Below are 23,618 nucleotides of genomic sequence, written 5' to 3' on the forward strand. Positions count from 1 at the left end.
AAGGCCGCGGCAGCCTGAAAGATGTCGCGGCCTTTTGCGTTCAAACATGCCCTTATGCTTGACGCACGATCTTCGCAATCGATGCAATCAGCCGGTCGATATCGGCTGGACCCAAAGCACCCATCGTCGAGATACGGAATAGTTCGTTCGACAAACCGCCCTGCCCCGCGTAGATCACAAAACCCTCGGTCTTCAACGCGTCGTGCAGAACCGGATATGTCACGCCCTTTGGCAGCCGGTACGCACGCAACACCACCGAGGATTCCTCCGCTGGCAACGCCCCTTCGATTCCCAACGCGGCCAATCCCGAACGCGCTTGCTCCGCGAGCCCCGCGTAGTGCGCGTGACGCGCCTCCAGGCCACCTTCGTCCTCGAACTCGCGCAGCGCTTCCACCAGCGCGTAATACGCGTGCACGGACGGCGTGAACGGCGTGTTGCGCTCGTCCTGCAATTTGGCGAGGCGCGTAATGCCAAGGTAATACGTGCGGCTCGCCGCGTGCTGCAGCGCTTCGCGCTTCGCGATCACGAACGCTGCGCCAGGCACGCCGTGAAGGCACTTGTTCGCCGTCGCGGCAACGGCCGTGATGCCGCCGCCATTGAAGTCGATATGCTCGGCGCCGAAGCTGCTCACGCCATCGAGCAACAAGCCGATACCGCGCTCCTTGCACGCCGCGCTCAACTCATCGATCTGGTTCAGACGGCCCGTCGTGGTCTCGTGATGAATGATGGCGACGTTCGTTACGCCATCCAGCTTGGCAATGATCGCGTCAGTATCCGGCGCTTCCATCCACGCATACTTCACGACTTCATGATCGATCCCGTACTGGGAGGCAATCTGCGCGATCCGTTCCCCATACACGCCGTTTTCGACAATCAACAAGCGCCCGCCCTGGCGGACCATGCCCGCGATCATGCACTCCACGGCGGCGGTGCCTGAACCCGTCATCAATACGGCCGTCCAGACCTTTGGATCGAGCGAGTAAGCGGCAAGCAAACGCGAACGCGCTTCGTCCTGCAGATCGAAAAATTCCGGCTCGCGATGACACAAGTCGGTTTGCAACAGGCTTTTGCGCACGCGCTCAGTCAGCGTGACGGGGCCGGGATTGAGCAGCAGCATGATGTCTAGCGTCCGATATGTTTTTGCAAACGTGCGCGCACGTCTTCCGGCGTGATCGACGGACGTGGCAAGTCGCTAGGCGTCCCTGTGTTGATCGACAGTCGCGCAAAGCGAACACCGTCGATATCTTTTGCTTCGAACAACTGATCAATAACCGAAAGATAGTCGCCGTCGAGCGCAAGCGCGTACCCGCACGCCGACGCAATGCGCGCGAATTCCACGCCGCGCGATACGGTCGCCTGACCGCCAGTGGACTCATGCGCGCCGTTGTCGAGCAGCACGTGCACGAGGTTCGACGGGCCGTATGCGCCAAGCGTGGCGAACACGCCCATGCGCATGAGCGCGGCGCCGTCGCCATCGAGCGCGATCACGTTCAGGTCAGGCCGCGAGAGCGCAAGACCAAGCGCCATGGGCGTCACGCATCCCATCGATCCGACCAGATACAACTGGTTCTCGCGGTCATCGATGGCGTAGAGTTCGCGCCCGCAAAATCCCGTCGATGCCAGCACGACAGTCGAATCTTTCGGCGTATGCGCGATCACGCGCTGAAGTGCGTCATGACGTGAAGAAAGTTCGCCGTTCCTGAATTGCGCCTTGACCTCGGCGCGCTCGTTCAAAGCACGCCGGCGCACACCGCTCAAGCCCTTCTTTTCAAGCTTGTACGGCGCCACGCTGCCCTTTTGCATCACCAGCGCGTACGGACGGCCAGTGCTGTCCATATGCGCGGTCGCGCGGTCGAGCGCGGGACCGATTGCGTCGGCTTCAGTGGGGAACAGTTCCCACGGAATGTCCATGGTTTCCAGCATGGCCGGCGTCACGGGACCCATCAGTGCGTGCTGGGGTTCATCGGCGACGCCCGGCTGGCCGCGCCACGTGACAATCAGCAATTGCGGCAGCCTGAACGTCCAGGTCAGCGAGGTCAGCGGGCTCACCGCGTTACCGAGCCCGGAGTTCTGCATCATCGAAACGCCGCGCCGCGCCCGATGCACACCCGATGCGCCCAGCGCCACGCCCGCGATCAGCGCAACGGCGTCGCCTTCATTCGCCGCCGACACATAATTCAGCGATTCGTCCTGCAGCACGTAATTGATGAACGGCGTCAGGTACGAGCACGGCACGCCCGCGTACCAGTCGAAGCCGCGCTCGCGCGCGGCTTCGACAAATTGTGCAGCTTCGATCACGCGCCAGCCTCCGCGCCCGCCGATCCATTCGAACCGTATGGCGCCTGTCCGTGCGCGAAATCGCCAGCTTGACGCAGTTCGTCGAGATCGTTCACGCCGCGCCAATGGCCGTGCACGTATTGCACTTCGATGCGCTCGCCCGCCGCAACCAGCGCGTTCAGCAGCGCAGCCATGTCTAGCTTGGCGAAGTCATCGCGCTGTTGCAGTTGTTCGAGCGTAGCGACCAGCCGCTCACGGCCCGCGCCGCGCACGTTGAGCAAGCCCATCCAGCGGCCTTGCGGCATTTTCGATTCCACGTTGGCAGGGCCGGCCGAACTGGTGACGCTTTCGAGCCAGACTTTCTGGCCGAACAGCGCGCGGTCATCGACGGTCGAGCAATACGCAAAGTCGGTTGATGCAACGCCTGCTTGCGGCGTCTGCGACGAATCCACGACCACGCAGAAATCACTGTCGGACTCGACCAGATCGCGAAGAATGTAGCTGCGGAACAAAAGGTCGCCGTAGGAAATCACGGTGTCCGCGGTGAACGACTTCGCCGCGCACGCGAGCGACGCCAGTTCGCCCGTCTGTTCGTGCTTCTCGTTGACGACCAGACGAATGCCTGACGTATCGATGGCGTCAGCGCGATAACCGCCCACCACGGTAATGTCGTTGATGCCTTCTTTCTTGAACGCTTCGACCAGGCGGCGCAGCAATGGCTTGCCTGCAATCGGGAGCATGACCTTGGGTTTGTCGGCGGTGACGGCTTCGAGTCCCGCGCCCCGGCTTGCCGCCAGCACAACCGCGTTGCGCGATGCACTCGCCGAAGACAAATACACGCTTTCAGCCGTCGAATATTCTTCGGCGTCCTGCAAACGGAAAATCTCGTTCACGCTTGCCACGCGGTCTTCCACGTTCACGAGCGTCTCGCTGCTGTGAATTTCCTTGGCGATTGCCTGCATGGTCGACGCCGCGCCGCGCAGCAAATGGTTCGCCCAGATCACGGTGCTGATGCCGGCCTGGCGGAACACATCGGTCGGCGTGCTGTAGTACTTCGTCGGCACGATAACGAGCGGTCCGCGGCCCGCCCATTCGCGCGCAAACGTGAGAATCTCGTCGGGCTTCGACAGCTTGCTGTGAATCAGGATGGCGTCGGCGCCAGCCTGCCGGTAAGCCTCGGCGCGCTTCAGCGCCTCTTCCATGCCCCAGCCGGCGATCAGCGCTTCCACACGCGCAACAATGGAAAAATTCGGATCGCTTTGCGAATCCTTGCCGGCCTTGATCTTGCCGCAGAATTCGTCCATCTCGGCAAGCGGCTGACGCTCGCCGTTGAGGAACGAGTTCGTCTTCGGAAACTGCTTGTCCTCAATACACACGCCCGCGATACCGCGCTGTTCCAGCTTCTTCACGAGCCGGCGGACATTGTTGAAGTTGCCGTAACCCGTGTCGCCGTCGAGCAGGATCGGCAGGTCGCTGGCGTCGGCCATGAACTCGAGCGTGTCGACCACTTGCGTCCAGCTTGCTTCGTTGTTGTCGCGCACGCCGAATTGCGCGGAAATCGTCAGGCCCGAGCCCCAGATCGCCTTGAAACCGGCTTCCTTGACAATGCGCGCGGACAAGCCGTTGTGCGCTTCCATCAAGAATTCAAGTTGATTGCTCTGCAGCATTTCGCGCAAACGAAGCGTGCGTGAATAGCCGACGGGTAATTGATATGGTGCGTTCATCGTAGTGCTCCAGCAAGCTGACGCAGTTGCGGCAAGACTTCGTCGGCCGCGCGTTTAACGTCGTTTTGAAAATCGATTTCGATCCATGGCGCGCCTGTCACGTCGGCGACGTCGAATACCTGGCTGCGTTCCAGCAGCAAATCGCGTACGGCTTCCTCGTGCGGCAAGTTGGCGCGGCCCGTCGCGACATATCCCGCGACGATTTCGGCCAGACGGCGTGCAGCGGTTTCATCGAAACGGAAAAATCCGACTGACTCGCCAATCACGTCGAACTGCAGATCGGCCAGCACCTGCTTGCGCAATTCCACCGGTACGCCATTCGCCACGCAAAGCTTCACGGGTTCGTCGCCGGCTTCGAAATCGCGGTCGATCAACAGGCGGTTCACCGGCCCCGCGCCCGCCACCAGCGGTTCGAGAATGCGCTCGTCGTACAGTACGTCGGCGTCCATCAGCAGCACGTCGCCGCCGCGCGTCAGCGCTTCGGCGGCCGTGTGCACGGACAACACGCTGCCAAGCGAAAACTCATTGTTGACGACGACTTCGGTACGCGGCTTCCAGTCGATCGCGGCCAGTTCTTCTTCCACGACTTCGTGCTTGAAACCGAGCACGAAAACGATCTCATCCACGCCCGCCGACTTCAGCAGTTGCAGATGACGTTCAAGCAGCGACGATTCGCCAAAACGCAGCAGGCACTTCGGCTTTTGCTGCCCTTCCGGCTGAACGAGACGTAATCCCATCCCGGCGGCAAGGATGATTGCGCGCATGATGATCCTATGGACAAGGCTTTATTCGATATCCGGCACGCGCGCGAGACGACGGCGCTGCCAGCCCTTTTCAGCGAAATGCAGATAAACGATGCCCGGCAAACCCAGCAGCAATTCGCGCGCGCGCTTGGCGAGCGAAAGTGCGAGCGCGGTTTCGGGCGGCAGGCCGATCAGGCGCGCGAGCAGCAGATAACCGCCCTCCTGCACGCCAAGCGAACCGGGCACGGCGAAGGCCGCACCGCGAATGGCCTGTCCGAGACTTTCAAGCATGAGGGCTTCGGCCCAGCCAACCGGCGAGCCAAGCAAATGCAGCGCAAGCCACACTTCGCCCGTGCCCACTATCCATCCAAGCAGGCTCAGCGCGAAACTCGCGGCAACCGGTCCAGGCTTCTTGTAGAGCTCGAGCACGGCGCCATCGACGGCCTGCGCACGCGACACCAGCGACGACCAGTCGCGTTTCTTCGAGAACCGCGCGGCGAACTGGGAGGCAAAGCGCGTTGCGCGGCCAAATAAACCGGCGCGCTGCGCAAAGAAGAATCCGACCACCATCAACGAACACACCACGATCACGATCAACACCGGCAGCACCATGCCCACGCCCGACGCATAACTGCTCAGCAACGCGAGGCCGATCATTGCGAAGATCATTTGTCCGACAGACTGCATGGTCGTGCTGACGGTGATGACGGCGGCGGCGTCGCGAGCACGCATGCCGCGCTGCGAAAGATACCGCACCATCAACATGGGGCCGCCGATCTGACCGGCCGGCATCAGGCTGTTGACCGACTCGCCGGTCCAGCGCGCGAGCAGTGCGTCGCGGAACGTGACATCGCATTGATTGCGGGCGAACAGCGTTTCGATCGCGAGCGCATCGATCACCACGGGCAGCAGATGAAACATCGCCACCGCGAGCAGGCCCCAGCCTGCTGCAGCGAGCGCCGTCGCAACGGAACCGAAACCCTGCCAGCCCAGCAGCGCGATGAACAACACCACGCCGAGCGACAGAAGGACAGTTCCAGCGCGGCTCATGCGGCGCCGTTCTTCCCGCCTTTGCGGCGGAACACCTGGCCGAAACCAAAATACGCGATCGAATCCTTCATGTTCGATACGAACCGTTGCCACGGCCGCATATTCGGATTCGTGACGTATTCGAAAGTGAGCGACACGCGGAATTCGTTCGCGCGAGCAGGCGTGATGCGATGGCGCAGCTTGTCGCCATCGAAGAAAACAAGGCCGCCGGGCGGAATCTGCACAGAACCCGGCTGATCCGCAATCTCGGGCGTGCGCGTGTGCAGTTCGTATTCGAGGCGGCACGACGAATCGTCCATCACGCCGAGCAGCAGCGTGTAACGGCGCCCGTCGTAATATGACGTGTCGTAATGCCAGCCGATGTGATCCCCTGCCTTCGTATAAAAGTACAACGCGTAGGCGTGCGGATCGTCGGCGGGCGATTCCTGAAGCGTGTCGCCGCTGATTTTTTCCAGCCAGCGAATCAGGACCGGCGACCGATACAACTCGGCAATAAACGGCGCCAGTTCATCGATGGCATGGCGGCTGACGCTGCCACCCTGCTTGTGGCCCGGCAAATAGTTGCGGTTGATGGCTGGCGTGACCGCATGCACCGCCTCGACCAGCTTTTCCGTGAACTCGCGCGGCAGAAAGTCTTCCAGATAAAGGAATGCGCCCTGGTCATCGAAGGCCTGATGACGCCTGGCCGTTTGCGGCTCGGGGGACGTGCGCTGGAGATGCGCGGCGAGGATCTCGTCGACCGCCTGCTTGCGTTCGCGCCCGGCAGCGTTGCCGCCAAACGTGTGCGCCGATGCCGGATTGACAGTTGAATTCATTGAACAGCCTGCAAGTCTTGGCCGTCGGCGTCTTTGCTGGACGTCGTGCTTCGTGCAACGCGGCGCACCACACGCTGATAATCCACCACGACCCACACGGCAAACAGCGGCGCGCCGATGGACGCCGCGACAAGGAACGGCGTCATGCCGTTGAACAAAGTCACAAAAGGCAGCAGATAAAGCACGTCTTCGGTTTCGAATCCCGCCACTGACGCCTGCTTCGTGCCGTTCTTACCCGCCATGGATTCAATCCGCATGCGCAGGAAAAAGATCAGTGCAACTGCAACGCCCGCCACACCACCAAGCCACTGCGCCGGGACGATCATGGAAGGATGATGTACGCCCACGTAAAAACCTAGGCCTACGAACAGCGCCACCGTCACCACGGAATCACACGCAAGATCGTAAAAATGACCGATCTTGCTGGATTGGCCGCTGATGCGCGCCAGTTCGCCATCAGTATGGTCGACAAAATTTGACACGGCGATCAGCAGAGCGCCAAGGCTGCATGTCCAGAAACTGCCTACCGATAAATAATAAGCGCCCACCATGCCGATCAGAAGGCGCAGTGTCGTCAAATGGTTCGGGGTAATCGGTGTACCGACGAGCGGCGTAACCAGGCGCCGGGCGAGCCGCGCGTCCCAGGTTGCTGGCTCAGGAGCGGCACGAAGCGTAGCGTTGCGGGGATTGTTCATCCTCGAAATATATCTTGTTTCGAATTTAATTGCATATAAGGGGCTGCCGGATTTGGTGCGCACGCCACTCACATCTGGCCACGGTGCAACGCTGGTTTTTAGCGGGAGTTTGGATGTTTCGAGGCGTGCAACTAAACGATGGCACCGGCGTCCCGCCCATGCCATGTCGGTATTTTTTTCTTTCGTTAAGCCAAGAAGGCTTTTACTGAGGCTATTGCACCGGCACTGGCACGCCCGCGGGAGCGCTTGCCGGACGGCTTTGAGTACCCGCCGCCACCGCCGTCTCATTGCTGGCGCCGCCGTTCTTATCCAGCGGAATCTTTACCGTGCGTACCGTGCCGTTGCCCAGAGGGAAGTCCGCCAGCGCGCTGCGGATCAGATACGGCATTGCCCGGAGCAGCGACGATTCGCCGCCCGAATTACTCGCGCTCACCTTGTACACCTCGCGCCCGCTGGCCCGGTCGGTCATCCGGATCTGCAGCGCGTGGACAAACACCGGGTAGCTTTGATCCACATATCCCGCGGGCCCCATGTCCCAGCCACCCCACGCTCCATAGCCGCCCCAGCCGTAAGGCCTTCCGTACCAGCCGCCGTACATGGGCCACGGATCGTAATAGACCGGCTGCCGGACGGTGATCATGTCGCCGCGAATAGAATACGAAAGTTCCACCCTGTAGTTCGCGTCAGCGTCCGGCACCTGGCGGAACGCATGCGTAGCAAGCTCATTGGCAACCAGCGCTTCATACGTTTTCTGTTCGATGCTGTTTTGCTGCTCTGCCGAACGCGCGAAGGCGTAAGTCCGGGTCGCGTCGGTTCCGGACCAGTCCGAAAATGCGGCGACCTGCGTGTGAACGTAGGTGGTGCACCCGCTCAACAGCGCGAAACCCGCGATCAGCGCCAGGCGCGCCGCCCCCTTCCATTCCCTGCACAACCGTCCGAACGTCATGGCAGACCTCATTCCTTCTGTTGATTTTTCGCAAGTCCCGTCATTGCAGATGCTCGTTTGCACAGCATGGATATTGCCCTGTTCCCCTTGTTAAGAGACCGTAATGCCCTGTTGAAGTTCGGGGAATAGGCTATCCGGCCGACCCCGAATCGGGCCCACGTTCTCCCGAGCCTTTGTACAATGATCCGATACAAGGCCGCCTCGATTCACTTAAAAACCGAGGCACCGCTCCCAACCCAATTCGAACCGACATGTCCAACTCGACCGCACCCGCCGTAATCCGCCGCGCCGACTACACGCCGCCCGCATTCCTGATCGACACCGTCGCGCTCGAGTTCGACCTCGTGCCGGAGCGGACCGTGGTCCGCAACACCATGCGCATGCGCCGCAATCCGCACGTCGCAGCGGCGGCCACGCTCGAACTGATGGGCGAGCAGATGGAATTGCTCGGCGCAATGCTCGACGGCCGCCCGCATGCTGACGTGCGTGTAAATGAGAACGGTTTGACGATAAGCAATATTCCAGACTCGTTCGAATTGACCATCGAAAGCGTGTGCAACCCGGCCGCCAACACCACGTTGTCCGGGCTGTATGTATCGAGCGGCAACTTTTTTACGCAATGCGAGGCCGAAGGGTTCCGCCGCATCACCTATTTTCTCGATCGCCCGGACGTCATGTCCACCTACACGGTCACGCTGCGCGCCGACAAGGCGGCGTATCCCGTGTTGTTGTCGAACGGCAATCTGATTGAAGAAGGCGACCTGGAAGACGGCCGGCACTTTGCCCGCTGGGAAGATCCGTTCAAGAAACCGAGTTATCTGTTCGCGCTGGTCGCGGGCTCGCTCGTCAAGCTCGAGCAACGCATGAAGACCGGCTCGGGCAAGGAAAAACTGCTGCAGGTCTGGGTCGAGCCGCACGACCTCGACAAAACCCAGCACGCCATGGATTCGCTGGTTCATTCCATTGAATGGGACGAACGGCGCTTCGGACTGGAACTGGATCTGGACCGTTTCATGATTGTCGCCGTGAGCGACTTCAACATGGGCGCGATGGAAAACAAGGGCTTGAACATCTTCAACACGAAGTACGTGCTGGCCAACCCGGAAACGGCGACCGACGTCGATTTCGGCAATATTGAAGCGGTTGTCGGTCATGAGTACTTCCATAACTGGACGGGCAATCGCGTGACGTGCCGCGACTGGTTCCAGTTGAGCCTGAAGGAAGGCCTGACCGTCTTCCGAGACCAGGAATTTTCCGCCGATATGGCCGCCGGCCTCGAGCCGGGCGCCGCAAGCGACGCGGCGCGCGCGACCAAGCGTATTGACGACGTACGCGTGCTGCGCCAGATGCAGTTTGCCGAAGACGCAGGCCCCATGGCGCATCCGGTACGGCCGGAAAGCTACGTCGAGATCAACAACTTCTACACGATGACCGTCTACGAGAAAGGCTCCGAAGTCGTGCGCATGTACCAGACGCTGCTCGGGCGCGACGGCTTCCGGCGCGGCATGGATCTCTACTTCCAGCGCCACGACGGCCAGGCCGTGACGTGCGACGACTTCCGCTACGCCATGGCGGACGCCAATGGCCGCGACTTCTCCCAGTTCGAGCGCTGGTATAGCCAGGCGGGAACGCCGCGCGTCACGGTGCGCACCGAATACGACGCGGCAGCGAGGCGTTACTCGTTGACGCTCAAGCAAGGTTACGGCGAAGCGTCGGAGGCCGCGCGCGCGACGCAAAAAGGTCCGTTGCTGATTCCCTTCTCGGTCGGTCTGATCGGCAAGGACGGCGCCGATCTCCCGTTGAAGCTCGAAGGGGAACACGAAGCGCAAGGCACGACGCGCGTGCTGGAATTCACCGAGCCGGAGCAAACCTTCGTTTTCGCCGACGTCGCCAGCGAGCCGCTGCCTTCGCTGCTGCGTAATTTTTCGGCGCCGGTGGTGGTCGAGTACGACTACACGAATGAACAGCTTGCATTCTTGCTGGCTAACGACAGCGACCCGTTCAACCGATGGGAAGCCGGACAGCGCCTTGCCACACGCGAATTGCTGACGCTGGCCGATCGTGCATCGAAGGGCGAGGCACTCGCGCTGGACGACCAGGTAGTCTCCGCGTTCGCGCACGTGCTGGACGACACAACACTCACGCCCGCGTTCCGCGAACTCGCGCTGATGTTGCCGTCGGAGGGATATCTGGCCGAGCAGATGGCGGTTTCCGACCCGGCGGCGGTCCACGCGGCGCGCGTGTTCGTGAGCAAACGTCTGGCAACGGGGCTGCGCGATCGCTGGCTCGCCGCGTATGAAGCAAACCGGACGCCGGGCGAATATCGGGCCACGCCGGACGACGCAGGCAAGCGCGGCTTGAAAAACCTCGCCCTCGCCTATCTGAGCCAGCTCGACGAGCCTGCGCGCGCCATCGAACTTGCAAGCGCGCAGTACGACGCGGTGAACAACATGACGGACCGGTCTGCGGCGTTGTCCGCTTTGCTGACGGCGGGTGCATCGGGCACCGTCGACACAACCGTCGCCGACGCCGCGCTCAGCGACTTCTACACGCGATTCGAGAACGAGCCGCTTGTCATCGACAAATGGTTCTCGCTCCAGGCCACGCAGCGCGGCGGCCCAGCGCGCAATGTGCTCGATATCGTGCGCAAGCTCATGCGCCATCCGGCGTTCACGCTGAAAAACCCAAATCGCGCGCGCTCGCTGATTTTCAGCTTCTGCGGCGCCAACCCGGCGCAATTTCATGCCGCCGACGGTTCGGGTTATGCCTTCTGGGCAGAACAGGTCATTGCACTGGACGCAATGAACCCGCAGGTCGCGGCGCGCCTCGCCCGCACGCTCGAACAATGGCGCCGATACACGCCCGCCTTGCGCGAGAAGGCGCATGCGGCGCTGGAACAGGTGGCGTCGAAGGTCAAGTCGCGAGATGTCCGGGAGATTGTGGAAAAAGCGCTCGGTCAATAATTCACAACGGCCAGCTTCTTCCCTGAAACCGGCGCTTCGGCGCCGGTTTTTTCTTCTATCGGACGCGCTCGGTTTTTGTGACATCAAGACACACAATCCGAGCAGGTAGAATCTGGGGCATTCGTCTTAACGCTCCCGGAGCCCAACGCAATGTCGACCCCTTCATCGATTTCCCGTCGCACCACGCTCACCAAATTATTGATCGAGCAGCAGCGCGAACATCAAAACCTCCCCGCCGACCTGCGTTTGTTGATCGAAGTCGTTGCGCGCGCGTGCAAGCAGATCAGCTATCAGGTCAGCAAGGGCGCATTGGGCGAAGCGCTGGGCACGGCCGGCAGCGAGAACGTCCAGGGCGAAGTGCAAAAGAAACTCGACATTCTGTCGAACGAAATCCTGCTCGAAGCCAACGAATGGGGTGGCAATCTCGCGGCAATGGCGTCGGAGGAAATGGAAAAAATCTTCCCGATCCCGAATCGCTATCCGAAAGGCAATTATTTGCTCACGTTCGATCCGCTCGATGGCTCGTCCAACATCGACGTGAACGTGTCTATTGGGACCATCTTCTCCGTGCTGCGATGCCCCGACGGCATGGAGCCGAGCGAAGAAGCGTTCATGCAGCCGGGTTCGGCGCAAGTGGCAGCTGGCTATGCCGTCTATGGTCCGCAAACCGTGTTCGTGCTGACCACCGGTTATGGCGTCAACTGCTTCACGCTCGACCGCGAATTGGGTTCGTGGGTGCTCACGCAAAGCAACATGCAGATTCCCGCCGAGACACGCGAGTACGCAATCAACGCGTCGAACAGCCGTCACTGGTATGCGCCGGTTCAGAAGTACGTGAACGAGCTGAACGAAGGCAAGAACGGTCCGCGCAAGGAAGATTTCAACATGCGCTGGATTGCGTCGATGGTCGCCGACGTGCATCGCATCCTGAACCGCGGCGGCGTCTTCATGTATCCCGCCGACAAACGCACGCCCGATCGTCCGGGCAAGCTGCGCCTTATGTACGAAGCGAATCCGATGGCGTTTATTGTCGAGCAGGCAGGCGGCGCCGCGACCGATGGCGAGCAACGCATTCTGGATATTGTTCCGACCAGCCTGCATCAGCGCGTCCCCGTCTTCCTGGGATCGAAGAACGAGGTTGAGCGCGTCACGCGTTATCACGCGGAAAAGAATTGATCCGGGGTCTTGCCAAACTCGGCGCAACGTCCTTATAATCTCGTTTCTCTGATGCCGGAATAGCTCAGACGGTAGAGCAGCGCATTCGTAATGCGAAGGTCGGGGGTTCGATTCCTCTTTCCGGCACCAAACAGAATCAAGCAAAAAGCCCAGTCTTCGGACTGGGCTTTTTGTTTTTGCGGCGACCATTTGGTTCTCGCACGAGAAAGACAATCTCCGTAAGCGACATCTCATAATTTCTAATTGCCGTACGTTTTGCGCCAATATGTAATAAGAGTTGTGCGATAGCGGAATGTGTCGAAATGCATGTGCCGCGCTGGTAAAGTGCCCTTGATTTTCATGGCCTTCATGGATTTCCCACAGTTCACCACGCCGCAATGCCGCTCAAGCCAAATCAAACAAGCTCCCGCGACCTGATCTCGCACCGCACGCGGTATCTTTCGGCCATCTCGACTGTCCCCTTCGCCTTGCAGGGATGCACGCTGCGTGGCGCACCGTCATATGAGATTTTCGGCGCCTATTTTCCGCTCTGGTTGTTGAGCGCGCTGATCGGCCTTGCCGGCGCGCTGATCGCTCATCGGATATTCGTTTCAACCGGATACGCGCAGATCGTTCCGTTTCAGCTTTTTGTCTGCATGTCCATCGGCCTCACGGTCGCCGTGCTTTTCTGGCTCTCGGGAACAGGACAGCTTTTATGAAAATGGCCGGCAAGCGCCAAATCTCACTCATGGGCCGCGTGATCGCGGGTGTGATCGTTGCATTCGGCCTTGCGGCCTTGTATTACGCATATGACCGGACAACCCGGTTTCCATCGACGGATGACGCGACGATCGATGCCGACGTGGTTCACGTCGCTTCGTCAGTGGGCGGCAAGATTGTCAGGCTGGCTGTGACAGACAACCAGCGGGTCACAAAAGGCGATGTACTCTTCGAGATCGATCCGGCTCCGTTTCGCCTCCTCGTCGCGCAGACCCAGGCCGATCTCGATCTGGCGCGCGCAATGCTCATCACGCGGCGCAAGACGATTGTCGGCGAGCGTGCGAATGCGAATATTGCAGGGGACCAATCCGGGAAGGCCGCGCGCAACTATGAACTGACATCGCGCAGTGTGCAGCGGCTTGCGCCGCTCGTGGCCAAAGGCTACGTCCCGATCCAGCAGTTCGACCAGGCGCAGGTCGCACAACGCGACGCCGCGCTGTCCCTGAAACAGGCACAAGAGCAAAAGCTCGCGACCTCGCAGACTATCGGCGACGAGGCCGGCGAAGTCGCCATCGTGCGTGCGCGCGAGGCCGCGCTCGCGATCGCCCAGCACAGCCTCGATTCAAGCATCGTGCGCGCGCCGGCCAATGGTTTTGTCACGGGCCTCTCGGTGCTCGCGGGAGAAACGGTCGCGCCGAGCCAGTCGATCTTCACGCTCGTCAACGCGGACGAATGGTTTGCCGTCGCGAACTTCCGCGAAACGGAACTCGGCCGGATCCAGCCCGGCGATTGCGCAACCGTCTATTCGATGATCGACCGAAGCCAGGCGATCCGCGGCAAAGTAATCGGCATCGGCGCGGGCGTTTCCGATTCGGACCGGATCAATCTGCCTCGCACCCTCCCCATCGTGCAGCAGTCGGTGAACTGGGTGCGTGTCGCCCAACGCTTCCCCGTACGGGTGCGTCTGGAAGAGCCAGCCGCCCGGCTGGTGCGGATCGGCGCAAGTGCAATAGTCGAGGTCCGGCATGGCGCGGCCTGCCGGTGATCTTGTCCGGCCAGGCGCCGCCGACCTCCTGAAACTGCTTGCGCCCTTTCCGGGACGAGCGGCGATCACGTTCCGCGTCGCGCTGATCTGCGCCCTGACGGTGTTCGTGACCAGCGCGTACGGCACCATGGAAGCGGCTATCTCGGCCTATGTCGTGTTCTTCCTGACCCTGCCCGATCGCGTGTTGAGCGTGGTGCAGAGCGTGGCGATGCTGGTGCTGGTCACCACGTTCATCGGGATCATTTTGGTTGTGTCCATGTTTGCGCTCAACGACCCGGTCTGGCGGGTTGCGTGCATCGCGGGATTATCGTTCGGACTGCTGTTCGTGACATCGGCGAGCAAGCTGCGGCCGGTGGGCGCGATCCTCGCCATGATCGTCGGCTTTTTGCTGGACGAACTCGGCAGCGTGCCGTTTGGCGAAGTGGCGACGCGCGCGCTGCTCTACGCCTGGTTGATGGTTGCAATTCCGTTCGGGATATCGGTTTGCGTCAACATGCTGCTTGCTCCGTCGCCGCGGCGGCTTGCCGGTCAGGAACTGGCGAAGCGCCTGCGACTCGCAGCACGCAGCCTCGCCGAGCCGGAAGCGACACGCGACGCGCTCACCGCCTGCCTGCGCGAGGGCGATGCGAAAATCGGCACATGGTTGAAGCTCTCGGTGCTCGAAGGCTCGACGGCGCGCGCGGACGCCGCGGCGCTCAAACAAGCGGTGTCGTCGACGCTCGCCATTCTGGTTGCTGCCGATCTGGCCGTCCGCGAACTGTCGAGCCGGCTGCCGGCGCCGTTTGCTGGCCCGATCATGGCGACGCTGGAGAATATGGCCCGCATGCTGGAAGCGGGCGGTTATCCAGTCGACATAGAACTCAACCTGCCCGACGCGACAGGGCTCTCGCCGCTGGCACGCATCGTCGCCGGGGATTTGCAGCGCGCGATTACCCGTTTTACCGTGATTGAAGAAGTTGAAGAAGTCCAAGAATCGAAGGCGGCAGTTGAAGCAGCAACTCCGCCGGCTGCCGAAAAGGCCGGTGGGTTCTTCCTGCCCGACGCGTTCACGAACCCCGACCATGTCCGCTATGCATTGAAGACCACTGCGGCAGCCATGTTCTGCTATTTGCTCTATACGCAAATCAACTGGCCCGGCATTCACACGTGTTTTATCACTGTCTATATGGTGTCGCTTGGCACGACGGCCGAAACCGTCGAGAAAATGACGCTGCGGATTACCGGATGCCTGATAGGCGCGGTGCTTGGCACGGCGGCGATCGTTTTCGTGATGCCTGTGACCACGTCCGTCACCGGATTGATGGCGATCGTGTTCCTTGGGACGTGGCTCGCGGCCTGGATCGCATTCGGTTCGCCGCGCATCGCTTATGCGGGATTCCAGATCGCCCTGGTGTTTTTCATGTGCGTGATCCAGGGCGCGGCGCCCGCGTTCGACCTGACCATCGCGCGTGACCGCACGATAGGAATTCTGATCGGCAACGTGGTCGTCTATCTCGTCTTCACTCGCGTGTGGCCCGTGAGCGTCGCCGCGCGCGTGGACGAAGGGATCGCCGCGCTGCAACGGCAGTGGGCGCAGATTGCGCGGCTGGCCCAAACCGGTACGCTGCGCGCGCAGGCCGCGAGCGCCATGGCGCAGCGCGGCGCACTGGAACAAGATCTCGCGCTGATGCATTACGAACCGTCATGGGTTCGCCCGGATTCGCAGTGGATCGCGCAACGCCGTTCCGCGCTCGCCAGGCTCGGCGCGCTCGAAGGACCGATGTTCCTGCTCGCCGAAAGGCTCGCCGAAAGGCTCGCCGAAAGGCAACCGGACGATACCGCCATCGACGAATGGATCAGGCGGCTCGATCCAGGTGCGCCGGGCGGAACCGCTGCCGCAGTGACGCAGCCACCTTTGCCGGAAGCCTCAAACAACGAGGCACACGCCGCGTTGCTGAATCTCGGTAATGCACGCCTCATCCAACTCGAACACGCCGCGCCCGATGACGCCGCGAAGGGCATCACGATTCATGCGCCGGCTTAAGCCCACTTTCGCCCTGACGATATTGGCCGCAGCGGGATTGGCCGGCTGCGCCACGTCGTCTCTCGACATGGCGCCGGACAGTCCCGACCGGCCCTGGCAACCGCAAACGGACGCAGCCGGCGCCATCGTGCCGGGTCCGGCGTCGGCGTCAACTTCAGCGTCGGCCCATGGCTACCAACTGCCCGCGAATCCCGCGCTCGCCGCCGTACCGCCTCCGCCGGCGCTTTTACCATCGCACGCGTACGGGCTGGCCGAACTGATCGACCTGGCGGAATCGGAGAATCCGCTCACCCGCATCGCGTGGAACGACGCGCGTAATGCGGCGCTCGCGGCAGGCATTGCGAAAAGCGCCTACCTTCCGCAATTGTCGGTTGCGGCAATGGGGCAGTACGCGGGCGCCCAAGGGCCGAATTCATCCTTGCTCGGTGACTCGTCAGCCAGTGGATCGGGACATGGCGCGACCTCGGTGTTGTCTCTGCAATGGCTTCTGTTCGACTTCGGCGGACGCGCCGCGCGCGTCGAGGCTGCATCGCAGGGATCGGTGGTGGCGAACATCGGCTTCACCGCGGTTCATCAGCAGGTGATCTTCGACGTCAGCGTCGCGTTCTATGCGTATCAAGCCGCGCGCGCCCGTATTGTCACAACGCGGCAAGGGCTCGATAACGCCGACGCCATCCTCGCCGCGGCGCAGGCGCGCTACAAGCACGGCATTGGTACGGTGATTGAAGTCGCGCAGGCCAATCAGAACCGCGCGCAGGCGAAACTCGCGCTGGTCCAGGCGCAGGGCGCCGAAAGCAACAGCTATCTGGCGCTCATCTCCGCCATGGGAATTTCTCCGCTGTCCAAACCCGTGATCGCCGAGATGCCCGCGCGGACCCTGCCCTCGCCGGCGAATGATTCGATCGAGCGGATCGTATCGGACGCCATTGCCCGAAGGCCTGACGTGTTGAGCGCTTACGCCGCCGAGCGCATCAATCTGGCGAAGGTGAAATCGGCTGAGTCGGAATTCATGCCGAAGGTTTTTCTCTCGGCGAACGGCGCATACAACACCGGCAGTTCCTCCATATCGGCCGTTCCGGGCATCGGTCAGCAGTTGCCGACCGTGAACCTGAGCGGCGGGCGTTATGGCGGCAGCGTGATCGTCGGCGTAACGATACCGCTGTACGACGGCGGCTTGCGCTCGGCAGTACTCGCGCAGGCGCGCAACGATGCCGACAGTGCATCGACACGCCTTGCCCGGAGCCGCGAAGAAGCGGTCCGGCAAATCGTCACGGCCCAGAACGCGCTGCAGACGAGCCTTGCCGCGCACGCTGCCGCCAGGGATTTGCTGGCCGCCGCGCAGACAACCTACGACGCAGCATTCGATGCATACAAGCACGGCGTCGGCTCGGTCACCGACGCGTTGCTCGCGCAAAATCAACTGCTGGCGGCGAACAATGCGGACTCGGACAGCTACAGCGGGGCGTTGTCCGCTGCGGCTGCGCTTGCGCTCGCCACGGGCTCAGTCGATTCGATACCCGCACAGTCAGCCTGGCAGTGAGCTAACGGCGTCAAAACCGGCAGTATCGTTTCTCCGTTGCGTTCAGCGTCGTGAACTTAAAGCGATGCTTTAAGCTCGCGACTTTAATTCCGTGTAAAAACAAACATTTTTGCGTCGCTCGGCCGATGTTTCGGATTTATCCAATTTGCCAACACGCGCTTGTATGCGCTGTGTACGCTTCCAGACATGTCGGTGAGAAAAAGTTTTTTAAAAGTTAATAAATCGGTCAACCGCGCAGAAATACTGCCGTTATCAATATTAGAAGAGCGCGTTATGCGACAGGTTGCGCCATGTCGCATCACGCGTTTGGCGCATCCAGTGAACGTTGAAACGGCTTGCGAAATATTTGCCGCAAAGCAGCATGGCAATCGGCAATAAAGGGATCGTGGTGAACTGTGGTTAATGCCGCGATGATTTAGAAGCGTCCGTGAAACGATGGAATTGCGTGATCGAGGAAACGCAAAGCGGGCTATTAACTGTGACATGCTTAAGTCACGCCATTGGTGTTCCGTTAAAGCAACAAAGGAACCGGGAAAAGTTCCAACCGCGCATTCGACGCTAGCGCGAAGCCAGAGTCGAGATTGATAATCGACCTATACAAGGAGAGCAAGTGATGGACGCCAAGCCGACCAAAATCCCGGCACCCGACAAGGTGCAATGTCCTGATCAAGAACCGATCGCAGTCGAATTTCTCGCGGAACTGCCGGAACATGTCCGGGCCTTTTTCGACGAACAGCGCAACCTGTGCGATTCGAAGTAATTGATGAAATTCGCCGCATGTGCCAGGCATATGCAGGCTTCGTGCAGACTTCAAACGGGTTGCGGCTTCTGCACGTCTGAACTACACGGCATCTCTTTTCGGCGACGCCGTGTTGCCGCGCGCGCGTCGCACGTGAAAACTTCTCCAAACGCCATGGGTTAAGCTGCAGCTCTTTGCGCGCTACCGGTCCCTCATGTTTTCCACTTTCATCTTGCGCTCGCTGAGAGCCGCCGCGTTTGTGGCCACGTCCGCGGCAATCATTGCAACTTTTCCATCGACGGTTCTTGCCGACGGCGACGATACGCCGCTCACGAATCTCATCGCGCTGTCGTCGCAACGGCTTGCCCTGGCCGAACCGGTCGCGCGCTGGAAGTGGGCGCATCACGTGCCCATTACCGATGAACCTCGCGAATCCGCGCTATTGGCAAACATAAATAGCCGCGCGAAAGCCGCCGGACTCGATCCAGCGTTCGCACAGGTCTTCTTTCGTGATCAGATCGAGGCAAGCAAGGACGTCCAGAGCGCGCTATTCGATAACTGGCGCAAATCGCAGCCACCAGAAGGCACGCCGCCGGATCTCGCCCGCGATACGCGGCCGCAACTCGATCGCGTGACGAATTCGTTGCTTGGCGCGCTGGCTCGCGTAGAGCCTTTGCGTCACACCGATAACTGTCCTTTACGGCTCGCCGGCAGCATCGCGCGCTGGAAACACCTGACGCGATACGACTCTGCCCAGAACGCACCGCTTGCCCGCGCGCTGTCGCACGTCTGCGCTTCGGGAGGTATTGGCGCCGTCGGTTGATCGAACTGCGTCAGGCGGACTCGATATTCGTCAGCAAGGCCGCGCCGAGCGGAATGACCTTCAATCCGCGCGACAAGCGCTCGCCGAGAATCCGGTAAGTCGACAGTTCGAAACTCGCGAGCGAACCGGTTGACATGACCGACGAACCCAGGCGCGCGGCTTCGTCGAGCGATGTTGCCGTGCCAAGGAATTGCCAGCCATCCACGACATGCCAGGCGCGCGCGCCCGTCGCGGCGTCCGCCTCTTCGATAGCAATGGCCCCGGCATAGCGCCAGGGCGCACCGCGCGGATCGTCGCGACGTGCCTTCGATACACGGTTGTGCGCCGGATTGAGCCGTGCGATCGAGCGCCCTTCTTCGAGCATCGCCCCGATTTCGCCGCCCGTCGCGGTCCACTCCACGCGCCTGACGAGTCCGGCAAGCCGCTGCTCCTTCGCTGACCGTTTCGCGCCCGACAAATGCGCGCGCACCCGCTGACGCAAGCGCACGCTTCGCCCTATATATAAGGGCACGTCGTTTTCGCCATAGAACACATAGACGCCGCAACCCGCTGGAATCCGCTCGATCGTGTCTTCATCTATATCGCCTGCCAGCCGGAAACGCCGCGTCACCTGTTCTATATGGCCGCGAAGAATGTCCGCGGAATGCGCGCTGTGCAGGTGCTGCCAGAACTGCCAGAGCAGATCGGCGTCGGCGAGTGCGCGATGGCGGGCGAACGGCACGAGCGCGTGCCGCTCGATCAGCGCATCGAGACCGTGACGGCGCTCGGCCGGATAGATCGCGCGCGACAACTGCACCGTGCACAGCACGTCTGGCTGGAACTTGATGCCGGTGCGCTTGAATTCGCTGCGCAAAAAACCGTGGTCGAAGCGCGCGTTGTGCGCAACGAACAACCTGCCGTCGAGACGCGCGAGCAAATCCTGCGCGATGACGTCGAAAGTCGGCGCATCGCGCACCATCGAATCGCTGATGCCGGTGAGTTGCTGGATAAAGAACGGAATGGGCTGCTGCGGATTAACGAGTGAACTCCACTGCGTCACGCCGGACGGTCCTACTTCAACCACGCCAATTTCAGTAATACGATGAACCCCGAGGCTGCCGCCCGTTGTTTCCAGATCGACAAAAACCAGCGGTTCGGCGCAAGCGGGAGACGGAACGATTGAGAGCAAGGCTGCGGGCCACTAAAAAAGAAATGGGCGCGAAGGCCGGGAAGCCGATACGCGCATGGATTCAATGAAACGATCGTCCATTTTAGCTCACGGCCGAACCGCCACATAATCCGCTAAGTCCGGCTATCGCGTTTGAAAGCCGAAAGGGCAATTGATCGCAACAATTGCGGTTTTAGAAGGTGAAGCTTAATGAATCGGAATTATTTACTTCGAATGTAACCGTGTTTATCCAATCGTAAGCGTTTACGAGTCTTGTTACCGAAGCGGTGTCTCGGCATCATAAACGTGTACCGCAAACACTTTTTAAGGAGGTCATGCTGTGACGACCGAACTCAAAAGCATGTTTTCGTGGATCAGGACTTTTGTAGTGCCGTTGCCCGCAGAAGGACGAGCCGAGATGGATAAATCGCCTCTGGCCGATTTCGATCCACGAGGTTTCCATCCGGTTTGGCATGGCGATCATTGGCAAAATCTGTTGTCGTCGCCAATGGACGCCCGTCATTACGTGATGGAAGACTGGACGATAGCAAGCCCACCGGTCTTTGATAACGCCGACACCGCCGATAAGCAGGAACAAGCTGAAGGGGATATGGAGCCTGCGTATTAGGCATTAGGCATTAGGCCACTAAGTAGATAACGTCTGAAGCCGATCGCACGCGTGATTTGCTTTGGACGAAAAAAAAGCGCGACTTGGAAGTCGCGCTGACAAGGTTTGGAGATCTTTTCCGTCAACGAAAAAGTCTGCTTTGGAAAGCAGCGATTTAAGTATAGCGGTGCATCAAGGAGTAATCATCCACAGTTCTGGCAATCATCTATTGCTGATCCGTCAACAATCGGCAATTCGGATTATTGGCGTTGTATTTTAACGATTAAACTTGTAGCAATTGCGCAACGTCATTCTGTTGACACCTGCCTCCCGCCCTTCCTAATCCCTCGCAAAGCCTTGCCAGTCAAGCCTTCGACAAGCTTTTCCCATCATTGCCGATAGCAGAATACTTTATTGCGGAAATCGGAATGCCATCGCTGTAACGCCGTCTTTACACTTCGTCTGGTCCGGAAACGACTGTGTCAATTGATTGCCACATGAAATCACCTGACAGCGCCTCTCGCAGCGCGTCGGAGTGAAGGTTTCCTTCAAGCCTGGGTTGTCAGACCCAAACTGCTCTCGGAGTTACAAAGATGAAGAAGACTCTTATGGTCGCCGCCCTGACGGGCGTATTTGCAACCGCTGCTCACGCACAAAGCAGCGTCACGCTGTACGGTTTGATCGACGCCGGCCTGACGTACACGAACAACCAAGGCGGCCAACACAACTTCAAGATGACGAGCGGCTCGGTGAACGGCAGCCGTTGGGGCCTGCGCGGCGCTGAAGACCTCGGTGGTGGCCTGAAGGCAATCTTCACGTTGGAAAACGGCTTCAGCATTGCTAACGGCACGCTGGGTCAAGGTGGTCGCGAGTTCGGCCGTCAAGCATTCGTTGGTCTGTCGAGCACGCAATACGGTGCTGTGACCCTCGGTCGTCAATATGACTCCGTGGTCGATTACCTCGGCCCGTTGGCTCTGACCGGCACGCAGTACGGTGGTACGCAGTTCGCACACCCGTTCGACAACGACAACCTCGACAACTCGTTCCGCGTGAACAACTCGGTCAAGTACCAAAGCGCGAACTACGCTGGCTTCAAGTTCGGCGCTCAGTACGGCTTCTCGAACCAGGCTGCTGGTTTCGCGAACAACCGCGCATACAGCGTTGGCGCATCGTATAACTACGGTCCGTTGAACATTGCTGCTGCTTACTTGCAACTGAACAACGACACGACCGGCGCCAACGTCAACACGGCTCTGTCGAACAGCGGCGGCGCAGTTGCTGGCGACAACACGTTCGTGGCTGGCACGCAGCGCACCTACGGTGCTGGCTTGAACTACGCGTTCGGCCCGGCAACGGTTGGCTTCGTGTTCACGCAAACGAAGCTTGAAGATGCAATCGGCATCGCTGGCGGCGCAATCGGCACGACCAACGGCATTCAGACCGGCAACTACATTCGCTTCAACAACTACGAAGTGAATGGCCGTTACGCACTGACCCCGGCACTGAGCCTGGCTGGTGAGTACACCTACACGGACGCACGTATCGATGGTCAGAAGCCGTCGTTCCATCAATTCGCCCTGCAAACGGCTTACTCGCTGTCGAAGCGCACTGACGTGTACCTGCAAGGCGAATACGTTCACGCAATCGACCTCGACGGCACGGGCCTTGGCGCTCCGATCACCGGCGTAGGCATGTCGTCGACCCCGAATCAAGTGTCGGCAACGGTTGGCATTCGTCACCGCTTCTAAGCTTTGATTCAGGTAGTACCGATATGAAAAAAGCGCCGCTTGCGGCGCTTTTTTTCGTTCCGGGCTCGCGTTCTGGCCGTATCAGTTTTTCGCCGGATAGCTCACGTCGAGAATGTCGATCTGCTGCGCGCCTGCGGGCGTATGCAATGTCACCGTGTCGCCAACCTTCGCTTTGAGCAACGCCCGCGCAATGGGCGATATCCAGCTTACGTGTCCAATGTCCAGGTTGACTTCATCGACACCCACAATGGTCACCCTCTGCTCTTCTCCATCCTCGCCGGCATAAGTAACCGTCGCACCGAAAAAGACCTGATCCACGTTCTCCTGCCTGCTGCTGTCCACCACTTCAGCCAGGTCGAGCCGCTTCGTCAGAAAGCGGATACGCCGGTCGATTTCACGCAAACGGCGCTTGCCGTAGATGTAATCGCCGTTCTCCGACCTGTCGCCATTCGACGCCGCCCAAGAAAGCAGCTTTACGACGTCCGGACGTTCCGTATCGAGTAGATGCAGCAATTCGTCGCGCAGGCGCTGATGGCCAGCGGGCGTGATGTAGTTCTTGGTGCCAGGCGGAACGCCGGCCGGCTGCTCGAGATCCAAGTCGTCGTCACTTTCGTCCGACTCTTTGACAAATGCTTTATTCATGGTGCAAACCGCTCAAAATGACGTGTAGAAGGCGAGATCGCCCCTTTCTGAAGGTAACACGAAGGAGATCGGCATTACGCAAATTGCGTCACAGCGCTTCCTTTTTTGGGAGAGCTTGGCTATACTCTTGGTCTCGCGTGCGGCTGTAGCTCAGATGGATAGAGTACTTGGCTACGAACCAAGGGGTCGTGGGTTCGAATCCTGCCAGCCGCACCA

20 protein-coding genes and 2 tRNA genes are annotated in these 23,618 nt (G+C 60.3%); 12 read left to right on the forward strand and 10 right to left on the reverse strand.

The genetic code is table 11. The features are described 5' to 3' along the window. Positions 1-52: 52 nt before the first annotated feature. From AWB64_RS03070 to AWB64_RS03105, 8 genes are all read right to left on the reverse strand, one after another. The gene (locus AWB64_RS03070) at positions 53-1,117 is read right to left on the reverse strand and encodes a 2-aminoethylphosphonate aminotransferase (protein ID WP_060817115.1); all 1,065 of its coding nucleotides are present in this window, start codon (positions 1,115-1,117) and stop codon (positions 53-55) included. A gap of 5 nt (positions 1,118-1,122) precedes the next feature. Next, entirely contained in the window at positions 1,123-2,298 is a 1,176-nt protein-coding gene (gene aepY, locus AWB64_RS03075; protein WP_060817116.1) for a phosphonopyruvate decarboxylase, read from the reverse strand. After that, positions 2,295-4,001, reverse strand: a complete 1,707-nt coding sequence (aepX, locus tag AWB64_RS03080; RefSeq protein ID WP_060817117.1) for a phosphoenolpyruvate mutase — start codon at positions 3,999-4,001, stop codon at positions 2,295-2,297. The genes aepY and aepX overlap by 4 nt, the downstream gene beginning before the upstream one ends. Continuing rightward, entirely contained in the window at positions 3,998-4,765 is a 768-nt protein-coding gene (locus AWB64_RS03085) for a phosphocholine cytidylyltransferase family protein (protein ID WP_060817118.1), read from the reverse strand. The genes aepX and AWB64_RS03085 overlap by 4 nt, the downstream gene beginning before the upstream one ends. A gap of 21 nt (positions 4,766-4,786) precedes the next feature. Continuing rightward, a complete protein-coding gene (locus AWB64_RS03090) occupies positions 4,787-5,794 on the reverse strand; it encodes a flippase-like domain-containing protein (protein ID WP_060817119.1) in 1,008 nt (335 codons plus the stop codon). Next, positions 5,791-6,609, reverse strand: coding sequence for a HalD/BesD family halogenase (locus tag AWB64_RS03095; RefSeq protein ID WP_060817120.1), 819 nt, complete (start codon positions 6,607-6,609; stop codon positions 5,791-5,793). Before AWB64_RS03095 ends, AWB64_RS03090 begins: the two co-directional genes overlap by 4 nt. Then, positions 6,606-7,304, reverse strand: coding sequence for a CDP-alcohol phosphatidyltransferase family protein (locus tag AWB64_RS03100; protein ID WP_060817121.1), 699 nt, complete (start codon positions 7,302-7,304; stop codon positions 6,606-6,608). Before AWB64_RS03100 ends, AWB64_RS03095 begins: the two co-directional genes overlap by 4 nt. Before the next feature lie 211 nt (positions 7,305-7,515). Beyond that, positions 7,516-8,250, reverse strand: coding sequence for a DUF4136 domain-containing protein (locus AWB64_RS03105; protein ID WP_082850342.1), 735 nt, complete (start codon positions 8,248-8,250; stop codon positions 7,516-7,518). A gap of 251 nt (positions 8,251-8,501) precedes the next feature. On the opposite strand from AWB64_RS03105, the gene pepN reads away from it, so the two are divergent. From pepN to AWB64_RS03145, 9 genes are all read left to right on the forward strand, one after another. Next, positions 8,502-11,213 carry an aminopeptidase N gene (pepN, locus tag AWB64_RS03110; protein ID WP_060817123.1) on the forward strand — a complete coding sequence of 904 codons (2,712 nt, stop codon included), beginning with the start codon at positions 8,502-8,504 and terminating at the stop codon, positions 11,211-11,213. Between the two features lie 150 nt (positions 11,214-11,363). Further along, complete coding sequence (locus tag AWB64_RS03115) at positions 11,364-12,389, forward strand: class 1 fructose-bisphosphatase (RefSeq protein ID WP_060817124.1); 1,026 nt, start codon at positions 11,364-11,366, stop codon at positions 12,387-12,389. Between the two features lie 53 nt (positions 12,390-12,442). Next, positions 12,443-12,518 (forward strand) — tRNA-Thr (locus tag AWB64_RS03120). A 248-nt stretch (positions 12,519-12,766) separates the two neighbouring features. Next, complete coding sequence (locus AWB64_RS03125; RefSeq protein ID WP_157766577.1) at positions 12,767-13,087, forward strand: YtcA family lipoprotein; 321 nt, start codon at positions 12,767-12,769, stop codon at positions 13,085-13,087. Further along, positions 13,084-14,133 (forward strand): multidrug transporter subunit MdtN, encoded by a 1,050-nt coding sequence (gene mdtN / locus AWB64_RS03130; RefSeq protein WP_060817125.1) that lies wholly within the window; start codon positions 13,084-13,086, stop codon positions 14,131-14,133. The genes AWB64_RS03125 and mdtN overlap by 4 nt, the downstream gene beginning before the upstream one ends. Then, positions 14,114-16,156: an FUSC family protein gene (locus AWB64_RS03135; protein ID WP_060817126.1), complete on the forward strand. Its 2,043-nt coding sequence runs from the start codon at positions 14,114-14,116 to the stop codon at positions 16,154-16,156. The genes mdtN and AWB64_RS03135 overlap by 20 nt, the downstream gene beginning before the upstream one ends. Further along, positions 16,143-17,696, forward strand: a complete 1,554-nt coding sequence (locus AWB64_RS03140; RefSeq protein ID WP_060817127.1) for a TolC family protein — start codon at positions 16,143-16,145, stop codon at positions 17,694-17,696. Before AWB64_RS03135 ends, AWB64_RS03140 begins: the two co-directional genes overlap by 14 nt. A gap of 613 nt (positions 17,697-18,309) precedes the next feature. Beyond that, positions 18,310-18,456 (forward strand): hypothetical protein, encoded by a 147-nt coding sequence (locus AWB64_RS31850; RefSeq protein WP_167353895.1) that lies wholly within the window; start codon positions 18,310-18,312, stop codon positions 18,454-18,456. Positions 18,457-18,649: 193 nt separating this feature from the next. Then, the gene (locus AWB64_RS03145; RefSeq protein ID WP_060817128.1) at positions 18,650-19,258 is read left to right on the forward strand and encodes a chorismate mutase; all 609 of its coding nucleotides are present in this window, start codon (positions 18,650-18,652) and stop codon (positions 19,256-19,258) included. 10 nt (positions 19,259-19,268) lie between these two features. Here the strand turns inward: AWB64_RS03145 and AWB64_RS03150 are convergent, their stop codons facing one another. Further along, positions 19,269-20,426 (reverse strand): exonuclease domain-containing protein, encoded by a 1,158-nt coding sequence (locus tag AWB64_RS03150; RefSeq protein ID WP_060817129.1) that lies wholly within the window; start codon positions 20,424-20,426, stop codon positions 19,269-19,271. 319 nt (positions 20,427-20,745) lie between these two features. On the opposite strand from AWB64_RS03150, the gene AWB64_RS03155 reads away from it, so the two are divergent. Continuing rightward, positions 20,746-21,033 (forward strand): hypothetical protein, encoded by a 288-nt coding sequence (locus tag AWB64_RS03155; protein ID WP_244163912.1) that lies wholly within the window; start codon positions 20,746-20,748, stop codon positions 21,031-21,033. 572 nt (positions 21,034-21,605) lie between these two features. Next, the gene (locus tag AWB64_RS03160) at positions 21,606-22,760 is read left to right on the forward strand and encodes a porin (RefSeq protein ID WP_060817130.1); all 1,155 of its coding nucleotides are present in this window, start codon (positions 21,606-21,608) and stop codon (positions 22,758-22,760) included. An 81-nt stretch (positions 22,761-22,841) separates the two neighbouring features. Here AWB64_RS03160 and greB read toward each other — a convergent pair whose 3' ends face one another. Beyond that, the gene (gene greB / locus AWB64_RS03165; RefSeq protein WP_060817131.1) at positions 22,842-23,402 is read right to left on the reverse strand and encodes a transcription elongation factor GreB; all 561 of its coding nucleotides are present in this window, start codon (positions 23,400-23,402) and stop codon (positions 22,842-22,844) included. 139 nt (positions 23,403-23,541) lie between these two features. Here greB and AWB64_RS03170 point away from each other — a divergent pair. Then, positions 23,542-23,618 (forward strand) — tRNA-Arg (locus AWB64_RS03170).

The organism is Caballeronia sordidicola, assembly GCF_001544455.2.
GTDB classification, from domain to species: Bacteria; Pseudomonadota; Gammaproteobacteria; order Burkholderiales; family Burkholderiaceae; genus Caballeronia; species Caballeronia sordidicola.

Coding starts and splice junctions, on each gene's coding strand:
- AWB64_RS03140 (WP_060817127.1), top strand. CDS start 16,143: ATGCGCCGGCTTAAGCCCACTTTCGCCCTGACGATATTGGCCGCAGCG.
- AWB64_RS03135 (WP_060817126.1), top strand. CDS start 14,114: ATGGCGCGGCCTGCCGGTGATCTTGTCCGGCCAGGCGCCGCCGACCTC.
- AWB64_RS03100 (WP_060817121.1), bottom strand. CDS start 7,304: ATGAACAATCCCCGCAACGCTACGCTTCGTGCCGCTCCTGAGCCAGCA.
- AWB64_RS31850 (WP_167353895.1), top strand. CDS start 18,310: ATGGACGCCAAGCCGACCAAAATCCCGGCACCCGACAAGGTGCAATGT.
- greB (WP_060817131.1), bottom strand. CDS start 23,402: ATGAATAAAGCATTTGTCAAAGAGTCGGACGAAAGTGACGACGACTTG.
- mdtN (WP_060817125.1), top strand. CDS start 13,084: ATGAAAATGGCCGGCAAGCGCCAAATCTCACTCATGGGCCGCGTGATC.
- AWB64_RS03145 (WP_060817128.1), top strand. CDS start 18,650: ATGTTTTCCACTTTCATCTTGCGCTCGCTGAGAGCCGCCGCGTTTGTG.
- AWB64_RS03090 (WP_060817119.1), bottom strand. CDS start 5,794: ATGAGCCGCGCTGGAACTGTCCTTCTGTCGCTCGGCGTGGTGTTGTTC.
- AWB64_RS03070 (WP_060817115.1), bottom strand. CDS start 1,117: ATGCTGCTGCTCAATCCCGGCCCCGTCACGCTGACTGAGCGCGTGCGC.
- AWB64_RS03160 (WP_060817130.1), top strand. CDS start 21,606: ATGAAGAAGACTCTTATGGTCGCCGCCCTGACGGGCGTATTTGCAACC.
- aepX (WP_060817117.1), bottom strand. CDS start 4,001: ATGAACGCACCATATCAATTACCCGTCGGCTATTCACGCACGCTTCGT.
- AWB64_RS03105 (WP_082850342.1), bottom strand. CDS start 8,250: ATGACGTTCGGACGGTTGTGCAGGGAATGGAAGGGGGCGGCGCGCCTG.
- AWB64_RS03125 (WP_157766577.1), top strand. CDS start 12,767: ATGCCGCTCAAGCCAAATCAAACAAGCTCCCGCGACCTGATCTCGCAC.
- pepN (WP_060817123.1), top strand. CDS start 8,502: ATGTCCAACTCGACCGCACCCGCCGTAATCCGCCGCGCCGACTACACG.
- AWB64_RS03095 (WP_060817120.1), bottom strand. CDS start 6,609: ATGAATTCAACTGTCAATCCGGCATCGGCGCACACGTTTGGCGGCAAC.
- AWB64_RS03115 (WP_060817124.1), top strand. CDS start 11,364: ATGTCGACCCCTTCATCGATTTCCCGTCGCACCACGCTCACCAAATTA.
- AWB64_RS03085 (WP_060817118.1), bottom strand. CDS start 4,765: ATGCGCGCAATCATCCTTGCCGCCGGGATGGGATTACGTCTCGTTCAG.